This window comes from Pseudomonas zeae (genome assembly GCF_014268485.2).
Lineage (GTDB): Bacteria > Pseudomonadota > Gammaproteobacteria > Pseudomonadales > Pseudomonadaceae > Aquipseudomonas > Aquipseudomonas neuropathica.
In genome coordinates this window covers 1,579,944-1,602,664 of record NZ_CP077090.1, presented here as the reverse complement: position 1 = coordinate 1,602,664, position 22,721 = coordinate 1,579,944, and the positions used below count along the sequence as shown (strand labels likewise).

The following is a 22,721-nucleotide window of genomic DNA, read 5'->3' as shown; positions in this document are numbered from 1 at the left end:
GCCTGCTCGCGATAAGGCCATAAGCCCCACCATCAAACCTGAGGCTTGACTCTGTCTGCCGGGCGCCGCACACCCGCGACAATCTTGTCCACAGCCTTGGTCGCCGCAACCATGCCGAACGTTGCCGTGACCATCATCACCGCACCAAATCCGCCGGCGCAGTCGAGCTTCACACCGTCACCGACAAAACTCTTCTGCAAGCAAATGCTGCCATCCGGCTTCGGATAACGCAGTTGTTCCGTGGAGAACACACACGGCACGCTGTAATGGCGGGTCACGGTGCGCGAAAAACCATAATCACGACGCAACGTCGAACGCACTTTCGAGGCCAACGGGTCGTTGAACGTGCGGTTGAGATCGCACACCTGAATCAGCGTCGGATCGATCTGCCCGCCCGCACCGCCGGTAGTGATGATCTGGATCTTGCGGCGCTTGCACCAGGCAATCAGCGCAGCCTTGGCGTTGACCGCGTCGATGCAGTCGATCACGCAGTCGATGTTCGGCGTGATGTATTCAGCCATGGTGTCGCGGGTGACGAAATCCGCCACGGCGTGCACCGTGCAATCCGGGTTGATCCCGCGCAGACGCTCGGCCATCACTTCGACCTTGGGCTTGCCGACGGTGCTGTCCAGCGCGTGCAACTGGCGGTTGGCGTTGCTGACGCAAACGTCATCAAGGTCGAACAGCGAAATCTCGCCGACGCCACAACGGGCCATGGCTTCCGCCGCCCAGGAACCGACGCCACCGACGCCGACGATCGCCACATGGGCCGCGCGCAAGCGCTCCATGCCTTCGATGCCATACAAACGGGCGATGCCTGCAAACCGCGGATCTTCTGTACTCATGACCATTACCCCAAAAACCGGCGCGCATTATAGGGCTACACAGCGACAAGTTTTAAGCTTCGAACTACAAGTGTAAGAACTTAAGTCAAAGTCGGCTGCCCAATGTCGGGCATTTCCCTGTCTGATGTACGACTTGCGAACTGCCGGTGTAGGATGCGCGCCCCTCGGGCGTATAGCCGACCGATCCTCCGTTCCACAGCCTTTGGAACCCGAAATAGCTATGTCATCGCGTAAATTTGGACTCAACCTGGTGGTGGTTCTGGCAATCGCCGCCCTGTTCACCGGTTTCTGGGCGCTGATCAATCGCCCGGTTTCCGCGCCGAACTGGCCGGAGCAGATCTCCGGTTTCTCCTATTCGCCGTTCCAGCAGGGACAATATCCGCAAAAAGATCAGTACCCGACTGACGACGAAATGCGCCGCGACCTGGAGATCATGAGCAAGCTGACGGATAACATCCGCATCTACTCGGTCGACGGTTCGCTGCAAGACATCCCGAAACTGGCTGAAGAATTCGGCCTGCGCGTGACGCTGGGGATCTGGATCAGCCCGGATCAAGAGCGCAACGAACGGGAAATCACCCGTGCCATCGAACTGGCCAACACCTCGCGCAGCGTGGTTCGCGTGGTGGTCGGTAACGAAGCGATCTTCCGCAAGGAAATCACCGCCCAAGAGCTGAGCGTGCTGCTCGATCGCGTGCGCGCAGCGGTGAAAGTGCCGGTGACCACCTCCGAGCAATGGCACGTCTGGGAAGAACACCCGGAACTGGCCAAACACGTTGACCTGATCGCTGCGCACGTTTTGCCGTACTGGGAGTTCATTCCGGTCGACAAGGCCGGCCAGTTCGTTTTTGATCGCGCTCGCGATCTGAAAAAGCTCTTCCCGAAAAAACCGCTGCTGCTCTCCGAGGTCGGCTGGCCGAGCAACGGTCGCATGCGTGGCGGTGCCGATGCGTCGCCGGCGGATCAGGCGATCTACCTGCGCACACTGGTCAACAAGCTCAACCGCCAAGGCTTCAACTACTTCGTGATCGAGGCGTTTGACCAGCCGTGGAAGGCCAGCGACGAAGGCTCGGTCGGCGCGTACTGGGGCGTGTTCAACGCTGCGCGTCAGCAGAAATTCAACTTCGAAGGCCCGGTGGTCGCGATCCCGCAGTGGCGCGTGCTGGCGATCGGTTCGGTGGTGCTGGCGCTGTTGTCGCTGACCTTGCTGATGATCGACGGCTCAGCATTGCGTCAGCGTGGGCGGATCTTCCTGACCTTTATCGCCTTCCTCTGTGGTTCGGTGCTGGTGTGGATCGGTTACGACTACAGCCTGCAATACAGCACGTGGTTCAGTTTGACCGTCGGCTTCCTCTTGGCGCTGGGTGCACTCGGGGTGTTTATCGTTTTGCTCACCGAAGCGCATGAACTGGCCGAAGCGGTGTGGATTCACAAGCGGCGGCGTGAGTTCCTGCCGGTCGAGGGCGACTCCAGCTATCGCCCGAAAGTCTCGATCCATGTGCCGTGCTATAACGAGCCGCCGGACATGGTCAAACAGACCCTCGACGCCCTCGCCGCGCTGGATTATCCGGACTACGAAGTCCTGATCATCGACAACAACACCAAGGATCCGGCGGTGTGGGAGCCGGTGCGCGATTACTGCGAAACCCTCGGCCCGCGCTTCAAGTTCTTCCACGTCTCGCCGCTGGCCGGTTTCAAGGGTGGCGCGCTGAACTACCTGATTCCGCACACCGCCAAAGACGCTGAAGTGATCGCGGTAATCGACTCCGATTACTGCGTGCACCCGAACTGGCTCAAGCACATGGTGCCGCACTTCGCTGACCCGAAAATCGCCGTGGTGCAGTCGCCGCAGGATTATCGCGATCAGAACGAAAGCACCTTCAAGAAGCTCTGCTACGCCGAATACAAAGGCTTCTTCCATATCGGCATGGTCACTCGTAACGACCGTGACGCAATCATCCAGCACGGCACCATGACCATGACCCGCCGCTCGGTGCTGGAAGAATTGGGCTGGGCCGACTGGTGCATCTGTGAAGACGCCGAACTCGGTCTGCGCGTGTTCGAGAAAGGCCTGTCGGCGGCGTATTACCACGACAGCTACGGCAAGGGCCTGATGCCGGATACGTTTATCGACTTCAAAAAGCAGCGTTTCCGCTGGGCTTACGGCGCAATCCAGATCATCAAACGCCACACCGGCAGCCTGTTGCGCGGCAAAGACACCGAGCTGACCCGTGGCCAGCGTTACCACTTCCTTGCGGGCTGGTTGCCGTGGGTCGCGGACGGCATGAACATCTTCTTCACCGTCGGCGCGCTGTTGTGGTCGGCGGCGATGATCATCGTGCCGCAACGGGTCGATCCGCCGCTGCTGATCTTCGCGATCCCGCCACTGGCGCTGTTCGTGTTCAAGGTCGGCAAGATCATCTTCCTCTACCGTCGCGCCGTCGGCGTGAACCTGAAAGATGCCTTCTGCGCGGCACTGGCCGGGCTGGCGTTGTCGCACACCATCGCCAAAGCGGTGCTGTACGGTTTCTTCACCAGCAGCATTCCGTTCTTCCGCACGCCGAAAAACGCCGACAACCATGGTTTCTGGGTGGCGATTTCCGAAGCGCGCGAAGAGCTGTTCATCATGCTGCTGTTGTGGGGCGCGGCGCTGGGGATCTTCCTGGTCAACGGCATGCCGAGCAACGACATGCGTTTCTGGGTGGTGATGTTGCTGGTGCAGTCGCTGCCGTATCTGGCGGCGCTGATCATGGCGTTCCTGTCGTCGCTGCCGAAACCGGCGGCTGCAGCGGAACCGGCGCCGGTCGTCTAAATCCTCATCGAAGCACTAAACGGCGGCCAATGGTCGCCGTTTTGCTTTAAGATAACCGCCATTTTGCGAGGCTTGGCGGCGTTCGGCTCATTGGCCGAACCCAATTCCTGTAGGAGTGAGCCTGCTCGCGATAGCGGTGTAACAATCAATAGTTACGTTGACTGACACACCGCTATCGCGAGCAGGCTCACTCCTACAGTTAGTCCGCGCTCAAATTCATGATCCCGGAGTTTTCCATGACGGCCCACGCCGACCTTTCGCCGACCCTCCAACTCGCCATCGACCTGATCCGCCGTCCGTCCGTGACGCCGGTCGACGCCGATTGCCAGAAGCAGATGATGCAGCGCCTGGGCGATGCCGGGTTCAGCCTCGAGCCGATGCGCATCGAAGATGTGGATAACTTCTGGGCCACCCACGGCAACAACGACGGCCCGGTGCTGTGCTTCGCCGGCCACACCGACGTGGTGCCGACCGGCCCGGTCACGGCGTGGCAGATCGACCCGTTCAACGCGCTGATCGATGAACACGGCATGCTCTGCGGCCGTGGCGCAGCGGACATGAAAGGCAGCCTGGCGTCGATGACCGTCGCCGCTGAGCGTTTCGTCGCCGACTACCCGAACCACAAAGGCAAGGTCGCGTTCCTGATCACCAGCGACGAAGAAGGCCCGGCGCACCACGGCACCAAGGCTGTGGTCGAGCGTCTTGCTGCGCGTAACGAGCGTCTGGACTGGTGCATCGTAGGCGAACCATCGAGCACCACTTTGGTTGGCGACGTGGTGAAGAACGGCCGTCGCGGCTCGCTCGGTGCCAAGCTCACCGTCAAAGGCATTCAGGGTCACGTGGCCTACCCGCATCTGGCGAAGAACCCGATCCACCTCGCCGCTCCAGCGCTGGCCGAACTGGCCGCCGAGCATTGGGATCACGGCAACGATTTCTTCCCGCCGACCAGTTTCCAGATCTCCAACGTCAATTCCGGCACTGGCGCGACCAACGTGATTCCGGGTGATCTGGTGGCGGTGTTCAACTTCCGGTTCTCCACCGAATCGACCGTTGAAGGCCTGCAGAAACGCGTGGCCGATATTCTCGACAAGCACGATCTGGACTGGCACATCGATTGGGCACTGTCCGGCCTGCCGTTCCTCACCGAACCAGGCGCGCTGCTCGACGCGGTGTCGGCGAGCATCAAGGACATCACCGGTCGTGAGACTAAAGCGTCCACCAGCGGCGGAACGTCCGACGGCCGTTTCATCGCGACCATGGGCACGCAAGTGGTTGAACTGGGCCCGGTCAACGCGACCATTCACCAGGTCAACGAACGCGTTCTGGCCGCCGATCTCGATGTGCTGACCGAGATCTACTACCAGACCCTGATCAAGTTGCTCGCCTGATGCTCGCATGCCCCATCTGCAGTGAACCGCTGAATGCGGTGGACAACGGCGTGGTCTGCCCCGCCGGCCATCGCTTCGACCGTGCGCGCCAGGGTTATCTGAACCTGTTGCCGGTGCAGCACAAGAACAGCCGTGATCCTGGCGACAACCAGGCCATGGTCGAAGCGCGCCGTGATTTCTTGAACGCCGGGCATTACGCGCCGGTGGCCAAGCGTCTGGCTGAGCTGGCGGCGAGTTATGCGCCGGATCGCTGGGTCGATATCGGTTGTGGCGAGGGTTACTACACCGCGCAGATCGCCGAGGCCTTGCCGAACGCTGACGGCTACGCACTGGATATTTCCCGCGAAGCGGTCAAACGCGCCTGCAAACGTAATCCGGCGATCACCTGGTTGATCGCCAGCATGGCCCGCGTGCCGTTGGCGTCGGGCAGTTGCCAGTTCCTCGCCAGCGTTTTCAGTCCTCTGGACTGGGAAGAGGCCAAGCGTCTGCTCAGTGTCGGCGGCGGTCTGATGAAAGTCGGCCCGACCAGCGGCCACCTGATGGAGTTGCGCGAACGTCTTTATGACGAAGTGCGCGAATACACCGACGACAAGCATCTGGCCCTGGTGCCGGAAGGCATGACGCTGGCGCACAGCGAAACCCTGGAATTCAAGCTGACGCTGGACAAGCCTGAGGATCGCGCCAACCTGTTGGCGATGACACCTCACGGCTGGCGCGCCAGTGCCGAGCGTCGTGCGGCGGTGATCGAACAGGCCGAGCCGTTCGTGACCACCGTGTCGATGCGCTACGATTATTTCGTTCTTCAATAACTTTTGGTCTCGGGCGAGTGCCCGGGGCCGGCTAAATCCGCGAATGGATTTTTCAGACCCGCAGTGAGGACATCCATGCGCCAACCGGACATCGAGATTTACCTGAAAGACGCCGACGTCGACCACAAGGCCATTTCGGCCTGGCTGGGCGAAGCGTTGGGCCCGTGCAGTGACTGGGTACAGAAAGGCCAGACTTACAAATGCACGGCCGGCAACGTGCCGGTGACCTGGCTGCCGAAAGCCGTGGGCAAGTGGAACAGCCTGTACCTGGAAAGCGACCAGACGCCGTGGGACGACGACATCGCCTGCGCACGCGCCGCATTTGCTGCGCTAAACGTGGAAGTGCGTTGCGCGCCGGGGACGTGGGTTGAAGAAGAAGGTGAAGAGACGGCGGATCGCTGGATGCGCATCAGCGCAGACGGTGAAGAAGAAATCACCTGGAAAACCGCGTAACAACAGGCAACGCAGATCCCATGTGGGAGATCCCATGTGGGAGCGAGCCTGCTCGCGAATGCGTAGTGTCAGTCGATATGAATGTTGACTGATACACCGCATTCGCGAGCAGGCTCGCTCCCACAGTGGTTTTTGGCGTTCTGAAGAGTTGTATTACAGGCCTACCACATCCTCAGCCTGCAAACCCTTCTCGCCAGTAATCACTGCGTATTCAACCTGCTGGCCTTCAGTCAGCGACCGATGCCCTTCGCCGCGAATCGCGCGGTAGTGCACGAACACGTCCACCCCGTCTTCGCGCTGGATAAAGCCGTAGCCCTTGGCGTCGTTGAACCACTTCACGTTGCCGGTTTCACGTGTTGCCATCTGTTCATACTCCTTTTTTATTATTGGACAGGCTTTTCGCAGGAAAGCCTTTGCGGAACATCAGCCTGCGTCCGACGTCCATAAAAGGCCCCCGGCGACAGACCGCCGAGTATATGACAGGTGCGGAAAGTCTCAACAGGAGATTAGTTCGCCGCTTTTTTGCCGATTTTCGCCCAATACGGCAAACTGTCGCCCTCCCGAGCAACCGCTCGGTTTATCCACTCACGCAGAAGCCGTATGACCCGTTCCCCGTTCCGCCGTCTAGTGTTTGGCACCTTGCGCCGACTGTTGTACCTCTGGGTTCGCTCGGAAACGATCAACCAGTCGTCGCTCACCCTCAACCTCGACCGCAGTCGTCCGGTGTTCTACGTCCTGCAAAACCCTTCGCTGACCGATCTCGCCGTGGTCGACACCGAGTGCACCAAAGCCGGCCTGCCACGTCCGGTGCTGCCGGTGTCGGTGGGTTCGCTGATCGAACCGGCGGCGTTTTTCTACCTGACGCCGGATCCGGACTGGCTCGGTCGCCAGGACAAGCGCGGCGCACCGCCGACCCTGACACGACTGGTCAGTGCCCTGACGCAGAACGCCGCCGAAGACGCGCAGATCATTCCGGTCAGCGTGTTCTGGGGCCAGTCGCCGGACAGCGAAAACAGTCCTTGGAAATTGTTGTTCGCCGACAGCTGGGCGGTCACCGGGCGCTTGCGTCGGCTGCTGAGCATCATCGTCCTCGGGCGCAAAACCCGTGTGCAGTTCTCCGCACCGATTCACCTGCGCGAGCTGATCGAACACAACAAGGGCCACGAACGCACCGTGCGCATGGCCCAGCGGATCCTGCGCGTACACTTCCGTAATCTGAAAGCGGCGGTCATCGGCCCGGACATTTCCCACCGTCGCAACCTGGTCAAAGGCCTGCTCAACCAGCCGCTGGTCAAGCAAGCGATCCTCGACGAAGCCGAGCGCGAAAACATCTCGCCGGAGAAGGCCAAGGCTCAGGCTTTGCGCTACGGCAACGAGATTGCCTCGGACTATACCTACACCGCGATCCGCTTCCTCGAAGTGGTGCTGAGCTGGTTCTGGAACAAGATCTACGACGGCATCAAGGTCAACCACATCGAAGGCGTGCAAAAGGTCGCCCAGGGTCACGAAGTGATCTACGTGCCGTGCCATCGCAGCCACATCGACTACCTGCTGCTCTCGTATCTGCTGTTCCGCAACGGCCTGACCCCGCCGCACATTGCCGCTGGGATCAACCTGAACATGCCGGTGATCGGCAGCCTGCTGCGCCGTGGCGGAGCGTTCTTCATGCGCCGCACGTTCAAGGGCAATCCGCTGTACACCTCGGTGTTCAACGAATATCTGCACACGCTGTTCACCAAAGGCTTCCCGGTCGAATACTTCGTCGAGGGCGGCCGCTCGCGCACCGGGCGCATGCTGCAACCAAAAACCGGCATGCTCGCGATCACCATGCGCAGTTTCCTGCGTTCGTCGCGGATGCCGATCGTGTTTGTGCCGGTGTACATCGGTTACGAGCGCGTTCTCGAAGGTCGCACCTACCTCGGCGAATTGCGTGGCGCGAGCAAGAAGAAAGAATCGATCTTCGACATTTTCAAAGTCATCGGCGCGCTCAAGCAGCGTTTCGGTCAGGTCGCCGTCAACTTCGGTGAGCCGATCAAACTCGCAGAATTCCTCGACGCCGAGCAACCGGACTGGCGCCAGCAGGAACTCGGCCCGCAGTACAAACCGGCGTGGCTCAACGAGACCACCAATCGCCTCGGCGAAAAAGTTGCGCAGCATTTGAACGAAGCCGCTGCGATCAACCCGGTCAACCTGGTGGCGCTGGCGCTGCTGTCGACTACGCGTCTGGCGCTGGACGATCGCGCCATGGCGCGAGTGCTGGATCTGTATCTGGCGCTGCTGCGCAAAGTCCCGTACTCACCGCACACCACGCTGCCGGAAGGCGATGGCCGTGCGCTGATCGAGCATGTGAAAGACATGGACCTGCTCGCCGAGCAGAACGATGCGCTGGGCAAGATTCTCTATCTGGATGAGCAGAATGCCGTCCTGATGACCTACTACCGCAACAACGTGCTGCACATCTTCGCGTTGCCTGCACTGCTGGCGAGCTTCTTCCAGAGCGCTTCGCGCATGAGCCGCGAACAGATCCTGCGCTACACCCGCGCGCTGTATCCGTACCTGCAATCTGAGCTGTTCATTCGCTGGACGCTGGACGAACTGGACGGTGTGGTCGATCAGTGGCTGGAAGCGTTCGTCGAACAAGGCCTGTTGCGTTTCGAGAAAGACGTCTATCTGCGTCCGGCGCCAAGTTCGCGGCATTTCGTGCTGCTGACGCTGCTGTCGAAGAGCATCGCGCAGACCTTGCAGCGCTTCTACATGACCGTGTCCTTGCTGCTCAACAGCGGCCAGAACAGCATCAGCGCCGAAGAGCTGGAAGACCTCTGCACGGTCATGGCCCAGCGCCTGTCGATCCTCCATGGCTTGAATGCCCCGGAGTTCTTCGACAAGAGCCTGTTCCGTCACTTCATCCAGACAATGCTCGACCTCGACGTGCTGCGCCGCGACGAGGCCGGCAAACTGAGTTATCACGAACTGCTTGGCGAGCTTGCCGAAGGTGCGGCCAAACGCGTGTTGCCGGCGGAAATTCGACTGTCGATCCGCCAGGTTGCGCTGCATCGCAGTGAAGATGCTGCCGATCAGGTCATCACTCAACCCGAGACCTGATGCAAACCTGGTGGGAGCGAGCCTGCTAGCGAAGACGGAGTGTCAGTCGACATCTGAGTGACTGAAATACCGCTTTCGCGAGCAGGCTCGCTCCCACATTGAAAAGGAGAACGTCCGATGAAAAAACTCACCCTGCTCGCCGCCGCAACACTGCTCAGCGCCTGCCAGTCGACCACACCTGCCGGCAAGGTCGGCCTCGACGGTGAAGTGTTCTACCTGCAGCGCATCGCCCTGCCTCCGAGCGCGACCCTCAGCGTCAGCCTGCAAGACGTTTCGCTGGCCGATGCGCCAGCCGTGGTATTGGACGAGCAGAAAGGTCCGGTCAAAGGCCAGGTGCCGCTGCCCTTCCACTTGAGCTACGATCCAGCCCAGATCAAACCGGGCCACCGTTACTCGGTCAGCGCGCGCATTGAAGTCAACGGTGAGTTGATGTTCATCACCACCGAAAACCACGCCGTGCAACTCGACGGCAACGACCCGCAGCCGCTGAAAATCCGCGTCGACGCCGTTCGTTAATTCACTTTCTTCAACAAGGAAGCCGCCATGCTCCGCCCTACCCTTCGCTTCGCCGGCCTGTGCGCAGGCCTGATGATCTCCGCCAGCGCGCTGGCCCTGTCGCTCAGTGACCTGTCGCAAACAGACGCCACCGGCGGCCTCAAGGATGCCCTGACCCAAGGCGCGCAAATCGCCGTCAAGCAACTGGGCACCCCCGGCGGTTTCAGCAACAACCCCGACGTGAAGATCGAACTGCCGGGCAAACTCGGCAAGGCCGCGAGCAAAATGAAAGCGTTCGGCATGGGTGCTCAGGTTGAAGAACTGGAAACCGCGATGAACAAAGCGGCGGAAAGCGCTGTAACTCAAGCCCAGCCCATCCTCGTCGACGCCGTGAAGAAAATGAGCGTGGCAGACGCCAAAGGCATCCTCAGCGGCGGCAAGGATTCGGCCACGCAATACCTCGACAAATCCAGCCGCGAACAGATCCGCGCCAAGTTCCTGCCGATCGTCAAACAGGCGACCGACAAGGTTGGCGTAGCACAGAAGTACAACTCGTTCGCTGGTCAGGCTGCTGCGTTCGGCGTTGTCGATGCGAAGAGCGCCAACGTTGAAAACTACGTGACCGAGCAAGCGCTGAATGGCTTGTTCGAGATGATCGGCAAACAGGAAGAAACCATCCGCCAGAACCCGGCTGCTGCGGCGACCAGTTTGGCGAAGAAGGTGTTCGGGACGCTCTAATGTTCTGAACGACAAAAAGCCCGCTGACCTTCACCGGTTCAGCGGGCTTTTTTGTGGGCGTCAGTTTTGCGGATCGACTTGATCGAGGACGCGATTCACCGACAGCTCTGCGAGGGAAATCATCTGCTGAATACCCAGAAGTTGACTACACGTCGGGCCATTCAGGGTGAAAGCCAGTTCGCTGGCCATGATGTTGGCTGAGGCCAGGGTTTCACAGGCGTGAGCGAGTAATGTTTCGGAATCGACTTCGGGAAGGACGGTAAAAATTGTGCTGGGATGGCTGACGGGTTTGGGGGGATTGGGTGTGGGTTTGAACATGGCGAAATCTCCTGAAGTATTGGAGCCGCCACCGTTCGCTGCGAAACGAAAGTTAGGTGGCAGCTGTACGCAGGTTCGCAGACCGGGACTTCAGGCACCCGGCATACCCGAAGGTATCCCGCGCACAACCGCCATGACACAGGCATAAAAAAGCGCCCGCTTTCGGATGGTGGACGCTGTGCGTCTGAAGTTTAACCGGGCTGCGAAACCCGGTCGCTGATTTTTGCAGCGACAGACCTAGCCTAGAGATCGCGCTTCCGACGGACAACCTGAAAACCTTGTGGGAAGGTTCTGTGTTTTCGCAACACGGTTAAACAACTTTGCCTGTCCGATCATCATCGCCCGCAGGCTGGCTCCCACAGGTTGGAAGGAGTCCATGCAGAGAGAGTAGTCGGCTGGCGGGGCGTCATCTGGCAAGCCAGTCCACAATTTGAACTGGGTGCATTCAGGCAGAGGATAGTTGGATCTCAGAACACCTTCGCGAGCAAGCTCGCTCCCACAATTGAATTGAGTACATCTGCAAAAAACAGGTCGGCTGTCAGGCCGCCTTCGCGAGCAAGCTCGCTCCCACAGTTGGATTGCGTACACCTGCAAAAACCTGGTCGGCTGTCAGGCCGCCTTCGCGAGCAGGCTCGCTCCCACAGTTGGATTGCGTACATCTGCAAAAACCTGGTCGGCTGTCAGGCCGCCTTCGCGAGCAGGCTCACTCCTACAGTTGAATTGCGTGCGTACATCTGCAAAAAACAGGTCGGCTATCAGGCCGCCTTCGCGAGCAAGCTCGCTCCCACAGTTGGATTGCGTACATCTGCAAAAACCTGGTCGGCTGTCAGGCCGCCTTCGCGAGCAAGCTCGCTCCCACAGTTGGATTGCGTACATCTGCAAAAAACAGGTCGGCTGTCAGGCCGCCTTCGCGAGCAGGCTCGCTCCCACAGTTGGATTGCGTACATCTGCAAAAAACAGGTCGGCTGTCAGGCCACCTTCGCGAGCAAGCTCGCTCCCACAGTTGGATTGCGTACATCTGCAAAAAACAGGTCGGCTATCAGGCCGCCTTCGCGAGCAGGCTCGCTCCCACAGTTGGATTGCGTACATCTGCAAAAAACAGGTCGGCTATCAGGCCGCCATCGCGAGCGGGCTCGCTCCCACAGAAAAGCGAGAGCAGATCGCTTCTGCTCCTCACCACTCAACAGGATGAGCGTTAGCTCGGCTGCAGCTTTTGATCTTGATCTTAAGGCCCGTCGGCAGGCTGAGTGGAGGGATTGATCCGGGGGTGGGAGCGCAGCGACCGTTCGACGAAGTCGAACACATCGAGAGGAGGTGCAGCGAAGCAAACCGTAGGCGATGCGCCCGGATCGATCCCGGAGCGAAGGAACCCCGAGCCCCAGCGAGCGGGCCGAACGTCAGGGCAAAGACCTTTGGTTCCTTTGGGGCGTTTGCCAAAGGGACTCGCTGTAAGAGCGAAACCGCCAGCGGCAGCACCCGCAGAAACGGATATACACCCAAAACCCCAAGAACATGGTCGGCCCGAAGGCCGCCACGTCACAAAAGAATCAAGCGTCCTTACGCACCCGGAACCAAGCCGCATACAACGCCGGTAAAAACAACAGCGTCAGCGCAGTCGCAACAATCAACCCACCCATGATCGCCACCGCCATCGGCCCAAAAAACACACTACGTGACAACGGAATCATCGCCAAAACCGCCGCCAGCGCCGTCAACACAATCGGCCTGAAGCGTCGAACCGTAGCCTCGATAATCGCCTGCCAAGGCTTAAGCCCCGAGGCAATATCCTGCTCGATCTGATCCACCAGAATCACCGAATTACGCATGATCATCCCGGACAACGCAATCGTCCCCAGCATCGCCACAAACCCGAACGGCTGACGGAACACCATCAAAAACAGCGTCACCCCGATCAACCCCAGCGGCGCCGTCAAAAACACCATCACCGTGCGCGAAAAACTGCGCAACTGCACCATCAGCAAGGTCAGCACCACCACGATGAACATCGGCACCCCGGCATTCACCGACTTCTGCCCACGCTCGGAATCCTCCACCGTACCGCCGACATCCAACAGATAACCATCGGGCAACTCGGCGCGAATCGAATCCAGCGTCGGCATGATCTGCTTCACCAATGTCGCCGGCTGCTCCTTGCCATAAATATCCGCACGCACGGTCACGTTCGGCAGACGATTGCGATGCCAGATAATCCCTTCCTCAAAGCCATATTCCAGCGTGGCGATCTGCGACAACGCCACACTGCGGCCGTTATCCGTCGGCACCGCCAGACTCGGCAACAAGGACAATTCAGTGCGTTCATGCACCGTGCCGCGCAGCAGAATCTCGATCAATTCGTTGTCTTCGCGATACTGACTGACACTCGACCCGGTCAACGAACTCTGCAGGAATTTCGCCAGATTGGCCGTGCTTACACCCAATGCTCGCGCGCGATCCTGATCGATGTTCAGGTACACGACCTTGCTCGGTTCTTCCCAATCCAGATGCACATTGACCACATGCGGATTCTCGCGAACCTTGGCCGCGACCTTGCGCGCCAACGCCCGGACTTCTTCGATATGTTCACCGGTGACGCGGAACTGCACCGGGTAGCCAACCGGAGGACCGTTCTCCAGACGCGTAACCCGCGAACGCAGGGCCGGGAATTGCTCGTTAAGCGTCTCGATCAACCAGCTGCGCAGCGCTTCACGCTCCTCGATGGTTTTCGCCAACACCACAAACTGCGCAAAACTGGCCGCCGGCAACTGTTGATCCAAAGGCAGATAAAAACGCGGCGATCCGGTGCCGACATACGCCACATAATTATCAATACCGGCGTGATCCTTGAGCATCGCCTCCAGACGTTTCACCTCACCGGTGGTATTGGCCAGCGACGCGCCTTCTGCCAGCTTCAGATCGACCATCAACTCCAGTCGATTGGAAGCCGGGAAAAACTGCTGCGGGACGAAACGGAACAACATCACCGAGGCGATAAACAGCCCCACCGTCAGCACGATCACGGTCTTGCGGTGAGCCACGCACCACTCCACCAAGCGCCGAACGCGCTGATAAAACGGCGTGCCGTACGGATCAGCCTGACCATCGGCGGTACCATGTTTGGCCGCATGAATTTTCGCCAGATCCGGCAGGAGTTTTTCCCCCAGATACGGCACGAACATCACCGCCGCCACCCAGGACGCGAGCAAGGCGATGGTCACCACCTGGAAGATCGAACGTGTGTATTCGCCAGTGCCGGATTGCGCCGTGGCAATCGGCAGAAACCCGGCGGCGGTGATCAACGTACCGGTGAGCATAGGGAACGCGGTGCTGGTCCAGGCATAACTCGCCGCGCGGATGCGATCAAAGCCCTGCTCCATTTTGATCGCCATCATTTCCACGGCGATGATCGCGTCATCCACCAGCAAGCCCAGCGCCAGCACCAACGCACCAAGGGAGATTTTGTGCAGGCCGATGCCGAGGTAATACATGCAGGCGAAGGTCATCGCCAGCACCAATGGAATGGTCAGTGCCACGACCATGCCGGTGCGCACGCCGAGGGAGAAGAAGCTCACCAGCAAAACAATCGCCAGTGCCTCGACCAACACCTGGACGAACTCGCCGACCCCGGTTTTCACCGCCGCCGGCTGGTCAGAAACCTTGCGCAATTGCATGCCGGCCGGAAGGTTTTTCTGGATGCGCGAGAACTCGCCTTCCAGCGCTTTACCGAGCACCAGAATGTCGCCGCCATCCTTCATCGCCACCGCGAGACCAATCGCATCTTCGCCCATGAAACGCATGCGCGGCGCCGGTGGATCGTTGAAACCGCGACGCACATCGGCGACATCGGAGATGCGGAACGTACGATCGCCGACGCGGATCGGGAAGTTCTTTATCTCCTCGACCGTCTGAAAATTCCCCGAGACCCGTAGCTGCAAACGCTCGCTACCGGTTTCAAAGAACCCGGCGGTCGACACCGCGTTCTGTTCTTGCAGCGCCTGTTGCACTGCCGCCAGCGGCAAGCCGAGAGTCGCCAGTTTGACGTTGGACAGTTCGACCCAGATTTTCTCGTCCTGCAAACCGAGCAAGTCGACCTTGCCGACATCCTTGACCCGTTGCAGCTGGATCTGGATGCGGTCGGCGTAATCCTTGAGCACCGCGTAATCGAAACCGTCCCCGGTCAGCGCATAGATATTGCCGAACGTGGTGCCGAACTCATCGTTGAAAAACGGCCCCTGAATATCCGGCGGCAAGGTCTGGCGAATATCACTGACCTTCTTGCGAACCTGATACCAGAGGTCGGGGATTTCCTTGGAATGCATCGAATCGCGGGCAATGAACGTGACCTGCGATTCGCCGGGGCGCGAGAACGACACGATGCGTTCGTACTCACCGGTTTCCATCAGTTTCTTTTCGATGCGTTCGGTGACCTGCCGCGAGACTTCCTGCGCGGTCGCCCCCGGCCAGCGGGTTTGAATCACCATGGCCTTGAAGGTGAACGGCGGGTCTTCACTCTGGCCGAGCTTGGTGTAGGACAACGCACCGACGATCGCCAGCAAAAGCATCAGGAACAGTACGATCTGGCGATTACGCAGCGCCCATTCGGAAAGGTTGAAGCGCATCGGGGCTTACTCCTTGTTCGCCAGATTGACCACGCGATTGGAGCGATCCACCGGACGCACCTGCTGCCCTTCGAGCAACACATGCACGCCAGCAGCCACCACCCAGTCACTGGCGTTCAGTCCTTCGAGTACCGGCACGGTTTTCTCGCCGAACGGGCCGATGCGCACCGGGGTTTTCTTCAAGGTGTTGTTGGCGCTGACGACCCAGACGTAGGTCGCACCGTTTTCGGCGGTGAGTGCCGAGAGCGGCACCGAGAGGGAAACGCTATCGGCCGATTGCACAAACACCCGGGCGCTCTGGCCCAGTTCGGACGGGACTTTGCCGCTCACGAAAGAAATGCGCGCAGCGAAAGTGCGCGAGCGTGGATCGGCGGCGGGCGACAGTTCGCGGATTTGCCCGGCGAAGCGCTGGTTCTGTTGCGTCCACAGTTCGACGGTCACAGGCTGGCCAACCTTGAAGCGCCCGAAGCTCTGCTCCGGCAGGCTGATCAGTACTTCGCGCTCGCCATCAGTGGCAAGAGTGAAAACAGTCTGTCCGGCGGCAACCACTTGGCCGACTTCCACCGAGCGTTTAGCCACCACGCCATCCTGCGGCGCACGCAGCACCGCGTAACTGGCCTGATTGGTCGACACGTTGAACTCGGCTTTGATCTGTTTAAGGCGGGCTTCACCGGAGCGGTAAAGGTTTTCGGCATTGTCGTAGGCCGAGCGGCTGACCATCTGCCGATCCATCAGGGTCTTGTAGCGATCACGTTCGGCGCGGACCAGATTGAGATTGGCTTCGGCGGCAGCCACCTGGGCGCGAGTGGCTTCCAGTTGCAGGCGCACGTCCTGCGGATCGAGTTCGGCGAGTGCCTGATCAGCCTTCACGCGCTGACCTTCATCGACCAGTCGTCGGCTGACTTTGCCGCCAATGCGGAATGCCAGATCCGGTTCGTAACGGGCGCGCACCTCGCCCGGATAACTTTCCATCGCCTGTGCCGAAGGCTCTGGCTGCACCACCATGGCTGGTCGCACGGCGACTTGCGTCGCCTCTTCCTGACCGCATGCTGACAAAAGGAACGCCAGACTCACTGGCAACGCGAGGGACAACGCATGGCGGAACATGGTGACGGACCTTTCGCTAATGGTGCTTGGAATAATTATACTGGCGGGTATGTTATTAATAGCAAACTCACCAGTCCAGTATTAAAAGCGAAGAATGTCGAACAATCTTTCAGCTCCAAACGGCCCGGGCCGCCCCAAGGATCTGGCCAAGCGCCAAGCGATCCTCGACGCGGCGAAAATTCTGTTTCTGAGTCATGGCTACGCCAACACCAGCATGGACGCGGTCGCCAGCGAGGCCGGCGTGTCGAAGTTGACGGTCTACAGCCATTTCAACGACAAGGAGACGCTGTTCTCCGCTGCCGTGGTGGCCAAATGCGAGGAGCAATTACCGCCGCTGTTCTTCGAATTGCCCGAAGGCATCGCCGTCGAAAATGTGTTGCTGAACATTGCGCGAGGCTTTCATCACCTGATCAACAGCGATGAATCGGTGAATCTGCACCGTTTGATCATGGCGCTCGGCAGTCAGGATCCGAAGCTGTCGCTGATCTTCTTCGAGGCGGGTCCGCAACGCATGGTGCAGGGCATGGAACGGCTGTTGACGCGCATCCACGAGACCGGCGCGCTGAGCATCGATCTGCCGCGCAATGCTGCTGAGCATTTCTTCTGCCTGATCAAGGGCGCGGGGAATTTTCGTTTGTTGTATGGCTGTGGGGAGCCGTTGAGCGAAGAGGCTTCGGAGAGCCATGTGCAGGAAGTGGTGGGGTTGTTTATGCGCGCCTATCGGCCCTGACAGCTTTGCGGTGTCTGGGCTGGCGCTTTCGCGAGCAGGCTCGCTCCCACATTTGAAATGCATTCCAAGGTGGGAGCGAGCCTGCTCGCGAATGAGGCGACTCGGTTTTAAGGTTTTAGCGCTTTCTTCGGATAAATGTCATAGCGGCTCGATTTGCCATCCAGCGCATGACTCGGCTTCGGCCCCGCAATGCACGGCGCCTTGCGCGGTCGCTTGACCACCACCCGGTGCGTGGCCAGTGCCAACGCGGCTTCGAGCAACGCCGGCGCGTCCGGATCATCGCCCACCAACGGCCGGAACAGACGCATCTCCTTTTTCACCAGCGCGGTCTTCTCACGGTGCGGAAACATCGGGTCGAGGTAGATCACCTGCGGCGCCTCACCCTCCCAGTTCTGCATGACCTCGATGGAGTTGCCCTTGAGCAATTTCATCCGCGCCACAATCGGCGCCACGTCGAAATCTTCCGCCGCGCGCGCCAGACCATCCTCCAGCAAGGCGCCGATCAGCGGCTGGCGTTCGATCAGGCTCATCTCGCAACCGAGGCTCGCCAGCACGAACGCATCCTTGCCCAATCCCGCCGTGGCATCCAGCACCCGCGGGCGCACGCCCTGAGCGATGCCTACAGCCTTGGCGATCATCTGCCCGCTGCCGCCGCCGTATAGCCGACGATGCGCAGCGCCGCCCTCAACAAAGTCGACCCGCACCGGCCCGGGTGCGTCCGGGCCGAGCTGTTGCAGCTGCAAACCCTGCTCGCCGACCTGCAAGGCAAACTCGCCGTCCGCCACGTCACGCGGCAGACCAAGGCGTTCGGCCCACTGCTCGGCTTGCGCTTCAAACGTCGGGCCGAGGGCCTGGACATGGATGCGGCAGGCCGCGGGTTGCTCGATCATGGAAAACACGCTCAAAAATTCAAGGATCGGCAAAAACCGCCGATAATTCATTCAACGCGCATTTTGCCAGAGCTGAGCGTCAACCGAAAAAAATGTCAGGCATTCTTCCCACATCGATTGGCTACATCTCGCCCCATGGCGACTTTAGCCGTCATAACACTCAAGCACTGAGCGGCGTCAGTCACCTGTGGCAGGATTTCTTTGCCCAAGCGATGGCCGAACAGACGAGTGAAGTGGTGCCTGCCTGCGGTACATTTCCGCCGGTTGACCTGAGCAGCCCGGAAGAACCGACCATCGGCAGCGAGCTGCACGCGCACATCGTCAGCCAGCGCGAGTGCGATGTGGTGGAAACCGAAGTGCGTCCGCCAGAGCCGCTGTTCCTGCCAATCGCCGAATTCGAAATGGAACTGCTGGACAAGCCGTTCCCGCCATTCCCGCCAGAAGAACTGCAAGCTCAGCAGGCGCAGCAGGATTTCGACAGCAGTTGGGTTCGCCCGGTGGTGATCAACAATGGTCAGCCCGTTCCAGAGCCTGGCCCGGCCCCACAGAAGAAGCCGCTGTACCTGCCGATTGCCGAGTTCGATCTGGATCTGCTGCAGAAGCCTTACCCGCCGTTCCCGCCGGAAGAAATCGTCGAGCAACAGAAAGCACTGGACTTTGATAACGGTTGGGCGCGCCCGATCGTTCTGCAGAACCTGCGCCTCGCCGCCTAAGCCTCAGCGACACACGCTCCAGCGTCCGACATCGACATGAAAGTGATTGCGGTGGGCGGTGTTGTAATCCGGACCCAAAACCACACTGAACGCCTCGCAGGCGCCATCGCGCACCTGACGCAGAAATTGTGCGTCCTGATTTTGCTTCGGCCAGTCCTTGAGCACGCTGATGCTGCGACCATCGGCCAGACGAAAACCGGCAATATCCAGCGCATCGGCACTGGCGTGGCGACTGAGCGCGCCGCTTTCGCGGTTGTAGACATTGCGACAGGCGAAGCTGCCGAGGTGATCAATCCGCGCGACCTTTTGCCCGTAAACGGATTGTGCAGCAGGTCGCAGCGTGTGCTGTTCAAACATCGCGTAGGCCACCGCCAGCGGACAACTGGCGAGGAAACTGCTGCTCAACGCCACCTCACCGCCCTGAACGCGCAAGGCACCGATCAGCGGGCACTTGGCGTCGGGACTGTCGGCTTGCCGCGTGACCCGCAGATCAGAGCTGTTCAACGCCTGGGCACAGAGTTCAGGATCACTGCGCAAACGCATCAGCTTGTAGCCGGTCAGCCAGTTGGGCGCGGCTTTTACATCCAGTGGCGCCCATGGATTCCATGACGGCGGCACGTCCAGCCAACCGCGCCACACACTGATCAACGCGCCGCCAGTGATCAGCAACACAGTTAGCGCGATCCACCGCCCCATGCTCAGCCTTTGAAGAATTGATTGGCTTTGGCGTACGGCATCGACTGCGAGGTAAACCCGAAAGTGCCGGATTGCTGGATTTCTTCAGCGGCACGGAAGAATTCGCCGAACGCCGCCAACGCCAGTGCCGAACCAGTACTGATGCGCCGCACGCCCATTTCTTGCAGCTCCTGCACGGTCAGTTTCAAACCGCCGGACATCAGCACATTGACCGGTTTCGGCGCCACCGCACGCACCACTGCCAGCACTTCTTCGGCGTTGCGCAAACCTGGCGCATACAACACGTCGGCCCCTGCCTCGGCGAACGCCTGCAGGCGGCGAATGGTGTCGTTGAGATCGGGATTACCGTGCAGGTAGTTTTCCGCCCGCGCGGTGAGGATGAAGGGAAAGGGTAGCGTGCGCACCGCAGCGACAGCGGCTTCGATGCGCGCCACAGCGTGTTCGAAGCAATAGATTGGCGCATCCGCGCGGCCCGTGGCGTCTTCAATCGAACCACCAACAGCGCCGGCCTCGGCAGCACGCAGCAGACTCTTGGCGCACTCAGCCGGGTCATCAGCGAAACCGTTTTCCAGATCCACCGCTACCGGCAAATCGGTGGCAGCGACAATCGCGCGGACATTGGCCAAGGTCTCATCAAGGCTCAACGCGCCATCGGCCTTGCCTTGGGAAAACGCATAACCGGCACTGGTGGTCGCCAAGGCCTGATAGCCGAGACTGGCGAGCATTTTTGCCGACCCCGCATCCCATGGATTGGGAATCACGAAAATCCCCGATTGTTCATGCAGGGCTTTGAAGGCGTGGGCTTTACGGGCTTGAGCATCCATCGGCAGGCTCCCGGGCTGGAAAAAAATCCGCTTCAGAGCAGGCCAAGTTGCTCCGCGGCGGGTTCTCTGTATAGCGCAGGCAGCGCTGGCAGGCCAGGCAAACGTTGCATCAGTTGTGCGTGAAAACGTTGCGCCAGTTTCGCCGCCAGCAGGTTATCGGCGGTGTGCAAGAAGATGTACGGCGTGCGGCCCTCTTCGATCCACTCGGCGATTTTCGCCACCCACGGCACTAGGAACGGGTCGTTGGCTTCCAGTTCCGGATGGCCGATAAAACGCACTTGCGGGAACTGGGTGAACGCCGCCGGGCGCGTCGGCACGCGTGGCTTTTTCGATTGCGCGTGGATTACCGAAGATTCAGTCGACAGGCAACTGAACAGCGCACGCGGGTCGAGGCAGATGCGCTCAACGCCACGATCCAGCAGCAGGCGATTGAGCAGACGTTCGCTCTCGCCCTTGGCGAAGAACTGTTCATGGCGCACTTCCACCGCCAACGGGCAATCCAGCGCATCGATGAACGCCGCCAGTTCCGGCAGCCGCTGCGGCGTGAAGCTTTTCGACAGTTGCAACCACATCGGCGAGACGCGCTCACCGAGAGGTTTGAGTAATTGCAGAAATGTTTCGGCGGCGGTCAGTTGCTCGCGCAGGTCACCGCTGTGGCTGATGTCGCCGGGGAATTTGGCGGTGAAGCGAAAGTGCTCGGGCATGACCTCGGCCCAACGCTGCACCGTGGCGGGCGACGGGCTGGCGTAGAAAGTCGTGTTGCCTTCAACGGCGTTGAACACTTGGGAATAGAGACCGAGGAAATCGGAGGTTTTGGCGTCTACCGGGTACAGATACTCGCGCCAGGCGTTTTCGCTCCAGGACGGACAACCGAGGTAGTAAGGCAGACCCATCAGATATACAGATCGAGGCCCAGCACGTCTGCATCCCAATCGACAAAACCGGCGGTGCTCAGGTAGCTGGCGAGGGCCATCGCTACGCTTTTGCTCATGGCGCGGTGGTAAATCATGTCTTGTTGGCGGGCGGGCAGATTGCTCAGGCGTTGCGCGGCGGCTTTGGCGGCGGCACGGGCAGCCAGTTGCTCTTCAGTCGGAAATTCCAGCTCACCGTCGATGTCATCGACGGACTCATCCACAGTCACATGGCCTTTGCGAGGCTTGCGCTTGATGGGGTAGGACTGAGAGGAAAGGCCGTCTATACGCATAATTTCATGCTCGGTATCGATGATGGCAATTTAGCGGCACTTGACCGACTTAGCAAACTGCCGAGTGATAACTAGAACACATAAAGCGCAAAAGGTTTAAAGCGAGGGATTAGAAACTGACGATTGGCGGATTCGCGGGCGACTTAACTCCCTGTGGGAGCGAGCTTGCTCGCGAGGAGTTCAGCACATTCAACATTGATATTGGCTGACCCGACGCCTTCGCGAGCAAGCTCGCTCCCACAGGGTTCGTGGCGAGTTAGCGGGCTTTCGGGGTGGCGACTTTATCGCGCAGGTAAATCGGTTGCGCATCGTCAGCCGGGATCGACTCGCCGCGCTCCCAGGCGAAGCGCGCCAGGGTCAGCAAGTCTTCGGCGTGGGGCAGCATGGCGGCATCGGAACCGGTCAGATTGACCGCGATGCGCTCGGCATAACCCCAACCGGTGCCAGCACCGAACCAATCGCCACTGGCATCGGCCGGCAGCGCCGCGACTTCCGGCGGCAACACCGCCTCGGCGCCGACCAGACGCATCTCCCCCGCCGTCTCGCGGTAGCAGCCCCAATACACTTCATCCATCCGCGCATCGATGGCCGCCGCGACCTGGCTCACGCCATGTTCGCGCAGCGCACGCTGGGCCAATACTGCAAGGTTGGACACCGGCAACACCGGCCGATCAAGTGCAAACGCCAGACCTTGCACCACGCCGATGGCAATCCGCACACCCGTAAATGCGCCCGGCCCACGACCGAAGGCAATCGCATCGACCGCCTGCAGCGTGGTGCCAGCGTCGGCCAGCAGTTGCTGGATCATCGGCAGCAGCTTCTGCGCGTGCAGGCGCGGGATCACCTCGTAATGGCTCGTGACCTTGCCGTCATGCAGCAAGGCAACGGAGCAAGCTTCAGTCGCGGTGTCCAGGGCCAGCAAGGTGCTCATCGATGTTTCCAAAACAGGTGTGGGAAAAAGGGCGTCAGTATAAACAACTA

The 22,721-nt window shown here is 60.0% G+C and carries 20 protein-coding genes; 9 read left to right on the top strand and 11 right to left on the bottom strand.

The annotated features are described in order from the left end of the window. Positions 1 to 32: 32 nt before the first annotated feature. Positions 33 to 851 carry a tRNA cyclic N6-threonylcarbamoyladenosine(37) synthase TcdA gene (gene tcdA / locus HU754_RS06985; RefSeq protein ID WP_166496615.1) on the bottom strand — a complete coding sequence of 273 codons (819 nt, stop codon included), beginning with the start codon at positions 849 to 851 and terminating at the stop codon, positions 33 to 35. A 214-nt stretch (positions 852 to 1,065) separates the two neighbouring features. On the opposite strand from tcdA, the gene HU754_RS06980 reads away from it, so the two are divergent. The 4 genes from HU754_RS06980 to HU754_RS06965 all read left to right on the top strand — a co-directional run bounded on the left by HU754_RS06980 (position 1,066) and on the right by HU754_RS06965 (position 6,307). Then, positions 1,066 to 3,657 carry a glycosyltransferase gene (locus tag HU754_RS06980; RefSeq protein ID WP_093436619.1) on the top strand — a complete coding sequence of 864 codons (2,592 nt, stop codon included), beginning with the start codon at positions 1,066 to 1,068 and terminating at the stop codon, positions 3,655 to 3,657. Between the two features lie 236 nt (positions 3,658 to 3,893). Further along, entirely contained in the window at positions 3,894 to 5,045 is a 1,152-nt protein-coding gene (dapE, locus tag HU754_RS06975; RefSeq protein WP_095050390.1) for a succinyl-diaminopimelate desuccinylase, read from the top strand. Beyond that, positions 5,045 to 5,854: a putative RNA methyltransferase gene (locus tag HU754_RS06970; protein ID WP_095126481.1), complete on the top strand. Its 810-nt coding sequence runs from the start codon at positions 5,045 to 5,047 to the stop codon at positions 5,852 to 5,854. Before dapE ends, HU754_RS06970 begins: the two co-directional genes overlap by 1 nt. Before the next feature lie 75 nt (positions 5,855 to 5,929). Continuing rightward, entirely contained in the window at positions 5,930 to 6,307 is a 378-nt protein-coding gene (locus HU754_RS06965) for a hypothetical protein (RefSeq protein ID WP_093436628.1), read from the top strand. Positions 6,308 to 6,460: 153 nt separating this feature from the next. Here the strand turns inward: HU754_RS06965 and HU754_RS06960 are convergent, their stop codons facing one another. Further along, a complete protein-coding gene (locus HU754_RS06960; RefSeq protein WP_007908870.1) occupies positions 6,461 to 6,670 on the bottom strand; it encodes a cold-shock protein in 210 nt (69 codons plus the stop codon). A gap of 237 nt (positions 6,671 to 6,907) precedes the next feature. Between HU754_RS06960 and plsB the strand changes: the two genes are divergently transcribed. From plsB to HU754_RS06945, 3 genes are all read left to right on the top strand, one after another. Next, positions 6,908 to 9,409, top strand: a complete 2,502-nt coding sequence (gene plsB / locus HU754_RS06955; RefSeq protein WP_093436637.1) for a glycerol-3-phosphate 1-O-acyltransferase PlsB — start codon at positions 6,908 to 6,910, stop codon at positions 9,407 to 9,409. A gap of 117 nt (positions 9,410 to 9,526) precedes the next feature. Continuing rightward, positions 9,527 to 9,925: a YbaY family lipoprotein gene (locus HU754_RS06950; RefSeq protein ID WP_093436640.1), complete on the top strand. Its 399-nt coding sequence runs from the start codon at positions 9,527 to 9,529 to the stop codon at positions 9,923 to 9,925. Positions 9,926 to 9,952: 27 nt separating this feature from the next. Then, positions 9,953 to 10,642 (top strand): DUF4197 domain-containing protein, encoded by a 690-nt coding sequence (locus HU754_RS06945; RefSeq protein ID WP_093436645.1) that lies wholly within the window; start codon positions 9,953 to 9,955, stop codon positions 10,640 to 10,642. 60 nt (positions 10,643 to 10,702) lie between these two features. Here the strand turns inward: HU754_RS06945 and HU754_RS06940 are convergent, their stop codons facing one another. The 3 genes from HU754_RS06940 to HU754_RS06930 form a co-directional block, all read right to left on the bottom strand. Continuing rightward, a complete protein-coding gene (locus tag HU754_RS06940) occupies positions 10,703 to 10,960 on the bottom strand; it encodes a DUF6124 family protein (RefSeq protein ID WP_116254579.1) in 258 nt (85 codons plus the stop codon). Positions 10,961 to 12,507: 1,547 nt separating this feature from the next. Then, positions 12,508 to 15,576: an efflux RND transporter permease subunit gene (locus HU754_RS06935; RefSeq protein ID WP_186622016.1), complete on the bottom strand. Its 3,069-nt coding sequence runs from the start codon at positions 15,574 to 15,576 to the stop codon at positions 12,508 to 12,510. A gap of 6 nt (positions 15,577 to 15,582) precedes the next feature. Then, on the bottom strand, positions 15,583 to 16,683 hold the full coding sequence (locus tag HU754_RS06930) for an efflux RND transporter periplasmic adaptor subunit (protein WP_186622014.1): 1,101 nt from the start codon (positions 16,681 to 16,683) through the stop codon (positions 15,583 to 15,585). 94 nt (positions 16,684 to 16,777) lie between these two features. Here HU754_RS06930 and HU754_RS06925 point away from each other — a divergent pair, with 94 nt between their 5' ends. After that, a complete protein-coding gene (locus tag HU754_RS06925; RefSeq protein WP_034154870.1) occupies positions 16,778 to 17,413 on the top strand; it encodes a TetR/AcrR family transcriptional regulator in 636 nt (211 codons plus the stop codon). A gap of 107 nt (positions 17,414 to 17,520) precedes the next feature. Here HU754_RS06925 and HU754_RS06920 read toward each other — a convergent pair whose 3' ends face one another. Further along, a complete protein-coding gene (locus HU754_RS06920) occupies positions 17,521 to 18,303 on the bottom strand; it encodes a class I SAM-dependent methyltransferase (protein ID WP_189661425.1) in 783 nt (260 codons plus the stop codon). 92 nt (positions 18,304 to 18,395) lie between these two features. Between HU754_RS06920 and HU754_RS06915 the strand changes: the two genes are divergently transcribed. Beyond that, the gene (locus HU754_RS06915; RefSeq protein ID WP_093436665.1) at positions 18,396 to 19,016 is read left to right on the top strand and encodes an energy transducer TonB; all 621 of its coding nucleotides are present in this window, start codon (positions 18,396 to 18,398) and stop codon (positions 19,014 to 19,016) included. A gap of 3 nt (positions 19,017 to 19,019) precedes the next feature. Here the strand turns inward: HU754_RS06915 and HU754_RS06910 are convergent, their stop codons facing one another. The 5 genes from HU754_RS06910 to tsaB all read right to left on the bottom strand — a co-directional run bounded on the left by HU754_RS06910 (position 19,020) and on the right by tsaB (position 22,671). Next, positions 19,020 to 19,712 (bottom strand): extensin-like domain-containing protein, encoded by a 693-nt coding sequence (locus HU754_RS06910; protein ID WP_186622012.1) that lies wholly within the window; start codon positions 19,710 to 19,712, stop codon positions 19,020 to 19,022. 2 nt (positions 19,713 to 19,714) lie between these two features. Further along, positions 19,715 to 20,536: an isocitrate lyase/PEP mutase family protein gene (locus HU754_RS06905; RefSeq protein ID WP_186622010.1), complete on the bottom strand. Its 822-nt coding sequence runs from the start codon at positions 20,534 to 20,536 to the stop codon at positions 19,715 to 19,717. Positions 20,537 to 20,568: 32 nt separating this feature from the next. Further along, positions 20,569 to 21,429: a DUF72 domain-containing protein gene (locus tag HU754_RS06900; protein WP_093436674.1), complete on the bottom strand. Its 861-nt coding sequence runs from the start codon at positions 21,427 to 21,429 to the stop codon at positions 20,569 to 20,571. Then, positions 21,429 to 21,740, bottom strand: coding sequence for a hypothetical protein (locus HU754_RS06895; protein WP_093436677.1), 312 nt, complete (start codon positions 21,738 to 21,740; stop codon positions 21,429 to 21,431). The genes HU754_RS06900 and HU754_RS06895 overlap by 1 nt, the downstream gene beginning before the upstream one ends. A 256-nt stretch (positions 21,741 to 21,996) precedes the next feature. Continuing rightward, the gene (gene tsaB, locus HU754_RS06890; RefSeq protein WP_186622008.1) at positions 21,997 to 22,671 is read right to left on the bottom strand and encodes a tRNA (adenosine(37)-N6)-threonylcarbamoyltransferase complex dimerization subunit type 1 TsaB; all 675 of its coding nucleotides are present in this window, start codon (positions 22,669 to 22,671) and stop codon (positions 21,997 to 21,999) included. Positions 22,672 to 22,721: the final 50 nt, after the last annotated feature.

Excerpts from the sequence above, each read along its gene's own strand:
- HU754_RS06895 (WP_093436677.1), bottom strand. The coding sequence starts at position 21,740 with ATGCGTATAGACGGCCTTTCCTCTCAGTCCTACCCCATCAAGCGCAAG.
- HU754_RS06925 (WP_034154870.1), top strand. The coding sequence starts at position 16,778 with ATGTCGAACAATCTTTCAGCTCCAAACGGCCCGGGCCGCCCCAAGGAT.
- HU754_RS06930 (WP_186622014.1), bottom strand. The coding sequence starts at position 16,683 with ATGTTCCGCCATGCGTTGTCCCTCGCGTTGCCAGTGAGTCTGGCGTTC.
- HU754_RS06970 (WP_095126481.1), top strand. The coding sequence starts at position 5,045 with ATGCTCGCATGCCCCATCTGCAGTGAACCGCTGAATGCGGTGGACAAC.
- HU754_RS06940 (WP_116254579.1), bottom strand. The coding sequence starts at position 10,960 with ATGTTCAAACCCACACCCAATCCCCCCAAACCCGTCAGCCATCCCAGC.
- HU754_RS06965 (WP_093436628.1), top strand. The coding sequence starts at position 5,930 with ATGCGCCAACCGGACATCGAGATTTACCTGAAAGACGCCGACGTCGAC.
- HU754_RS06905 (WP_186622010.1), bottom strand. The coding sequence starts at position 20,536 with ATGGATGCTCAAGCCCGTAAAGCCCACGCCTTCAAAGCCCTGCATGAA.
- tcdA (WP_166496615.1), bottom strand. The coding sequence starts at position 851 with ATGGTCATGAGTACAGAAGATCCGCGGTTTGCAGGCATCGCCCGTTTG.
- HU754_RS06960 (WP_007908870.1), bottom strand. The coding sequence starts at position 6,670 with ATGGCAACACGTGAAACCGGCAACGTGAAGTGGTTCAACGACGCCAAG.
- tsaB (WP_186622008.1), bottom strand. The coding sequence starts at position 22,671 with ATGAGCACCTTGCTGGCCCTGGACACCGCGACTGAAGCTTGCTCCGTT.
- HU754_RS06980 (WP_093436619.1), top strand. The coding sequence starts at position 1,066 with ATGTCATCGCGTAAATTTGGACTCAACCTGGTGGTGGTTCTGGCAATC.
- HU754_RS06950 (WP_093436640.1), top strand. The coding sequence starts at position 9,527 with ATGAAAAAACTCACCCTGCTCGCCGCCGCAACACTGCTCAGCGCCTGC.
- HU754_RS06935 (WP_186622016.1), bottom strand. The coding sequence starts at position 15,576 with ATGCGCTTCAACCTTTCCGAATGGGCGCTGCGTAATCGCCAGATCGTA.
- HU754_RS06910 (WP_186622012.1), bottom strand. The coding sequence starts at position 19,712 with ATGGGGCGGTGGATCGCGCTAACTGTGTTGCTGATCACTGGCGGCGCG.
- HU754_RS06945 (WP_093436645.1), top strand. The coding sequence starts at position 9,953 with ATGCTCCGCCCTACCCTTCGCTTCGCCGGCCTGTGCGCAGGCCTGATG.
- HU754_RS06920 (WP_189661425.1), bottom strand. The coding sequence starts at position 18,303 with ATGATCGAGCAACCCGCGGCCTGCCGCATCCATGTCCAGGCCCTCGGC.
- dapE (WP_095050390.1), top strand. The coding sequence starts at position 3,894 with ATGACGGCCCACGCCGACCTTTCGCCGACCCTCCAACTCGCCATCGAC.
- plsB (WP_093436637.1), top strand. The coding sequence starts at position 6,908 with ATGACCCGTTCCCCGTTCCGCCGTCTAGTGTTTGGCACCTTGCGCCGA.
- HU754_RS06915 (WP_093436665.1), top strand. The coding sequence starts at position 18,396 with ATGTCAGGCATTCTTCCCACATCGATTGGCTACATCTCGCCCCATGGC.
- HU754_RS06900 (WP_093436674.1), bottom strand. The coding sequence starts at position 21,429 with ATGGGTCTGCCTTACTACCTCGGTTGTCCGTCCTGGAGCGAAAACGCC.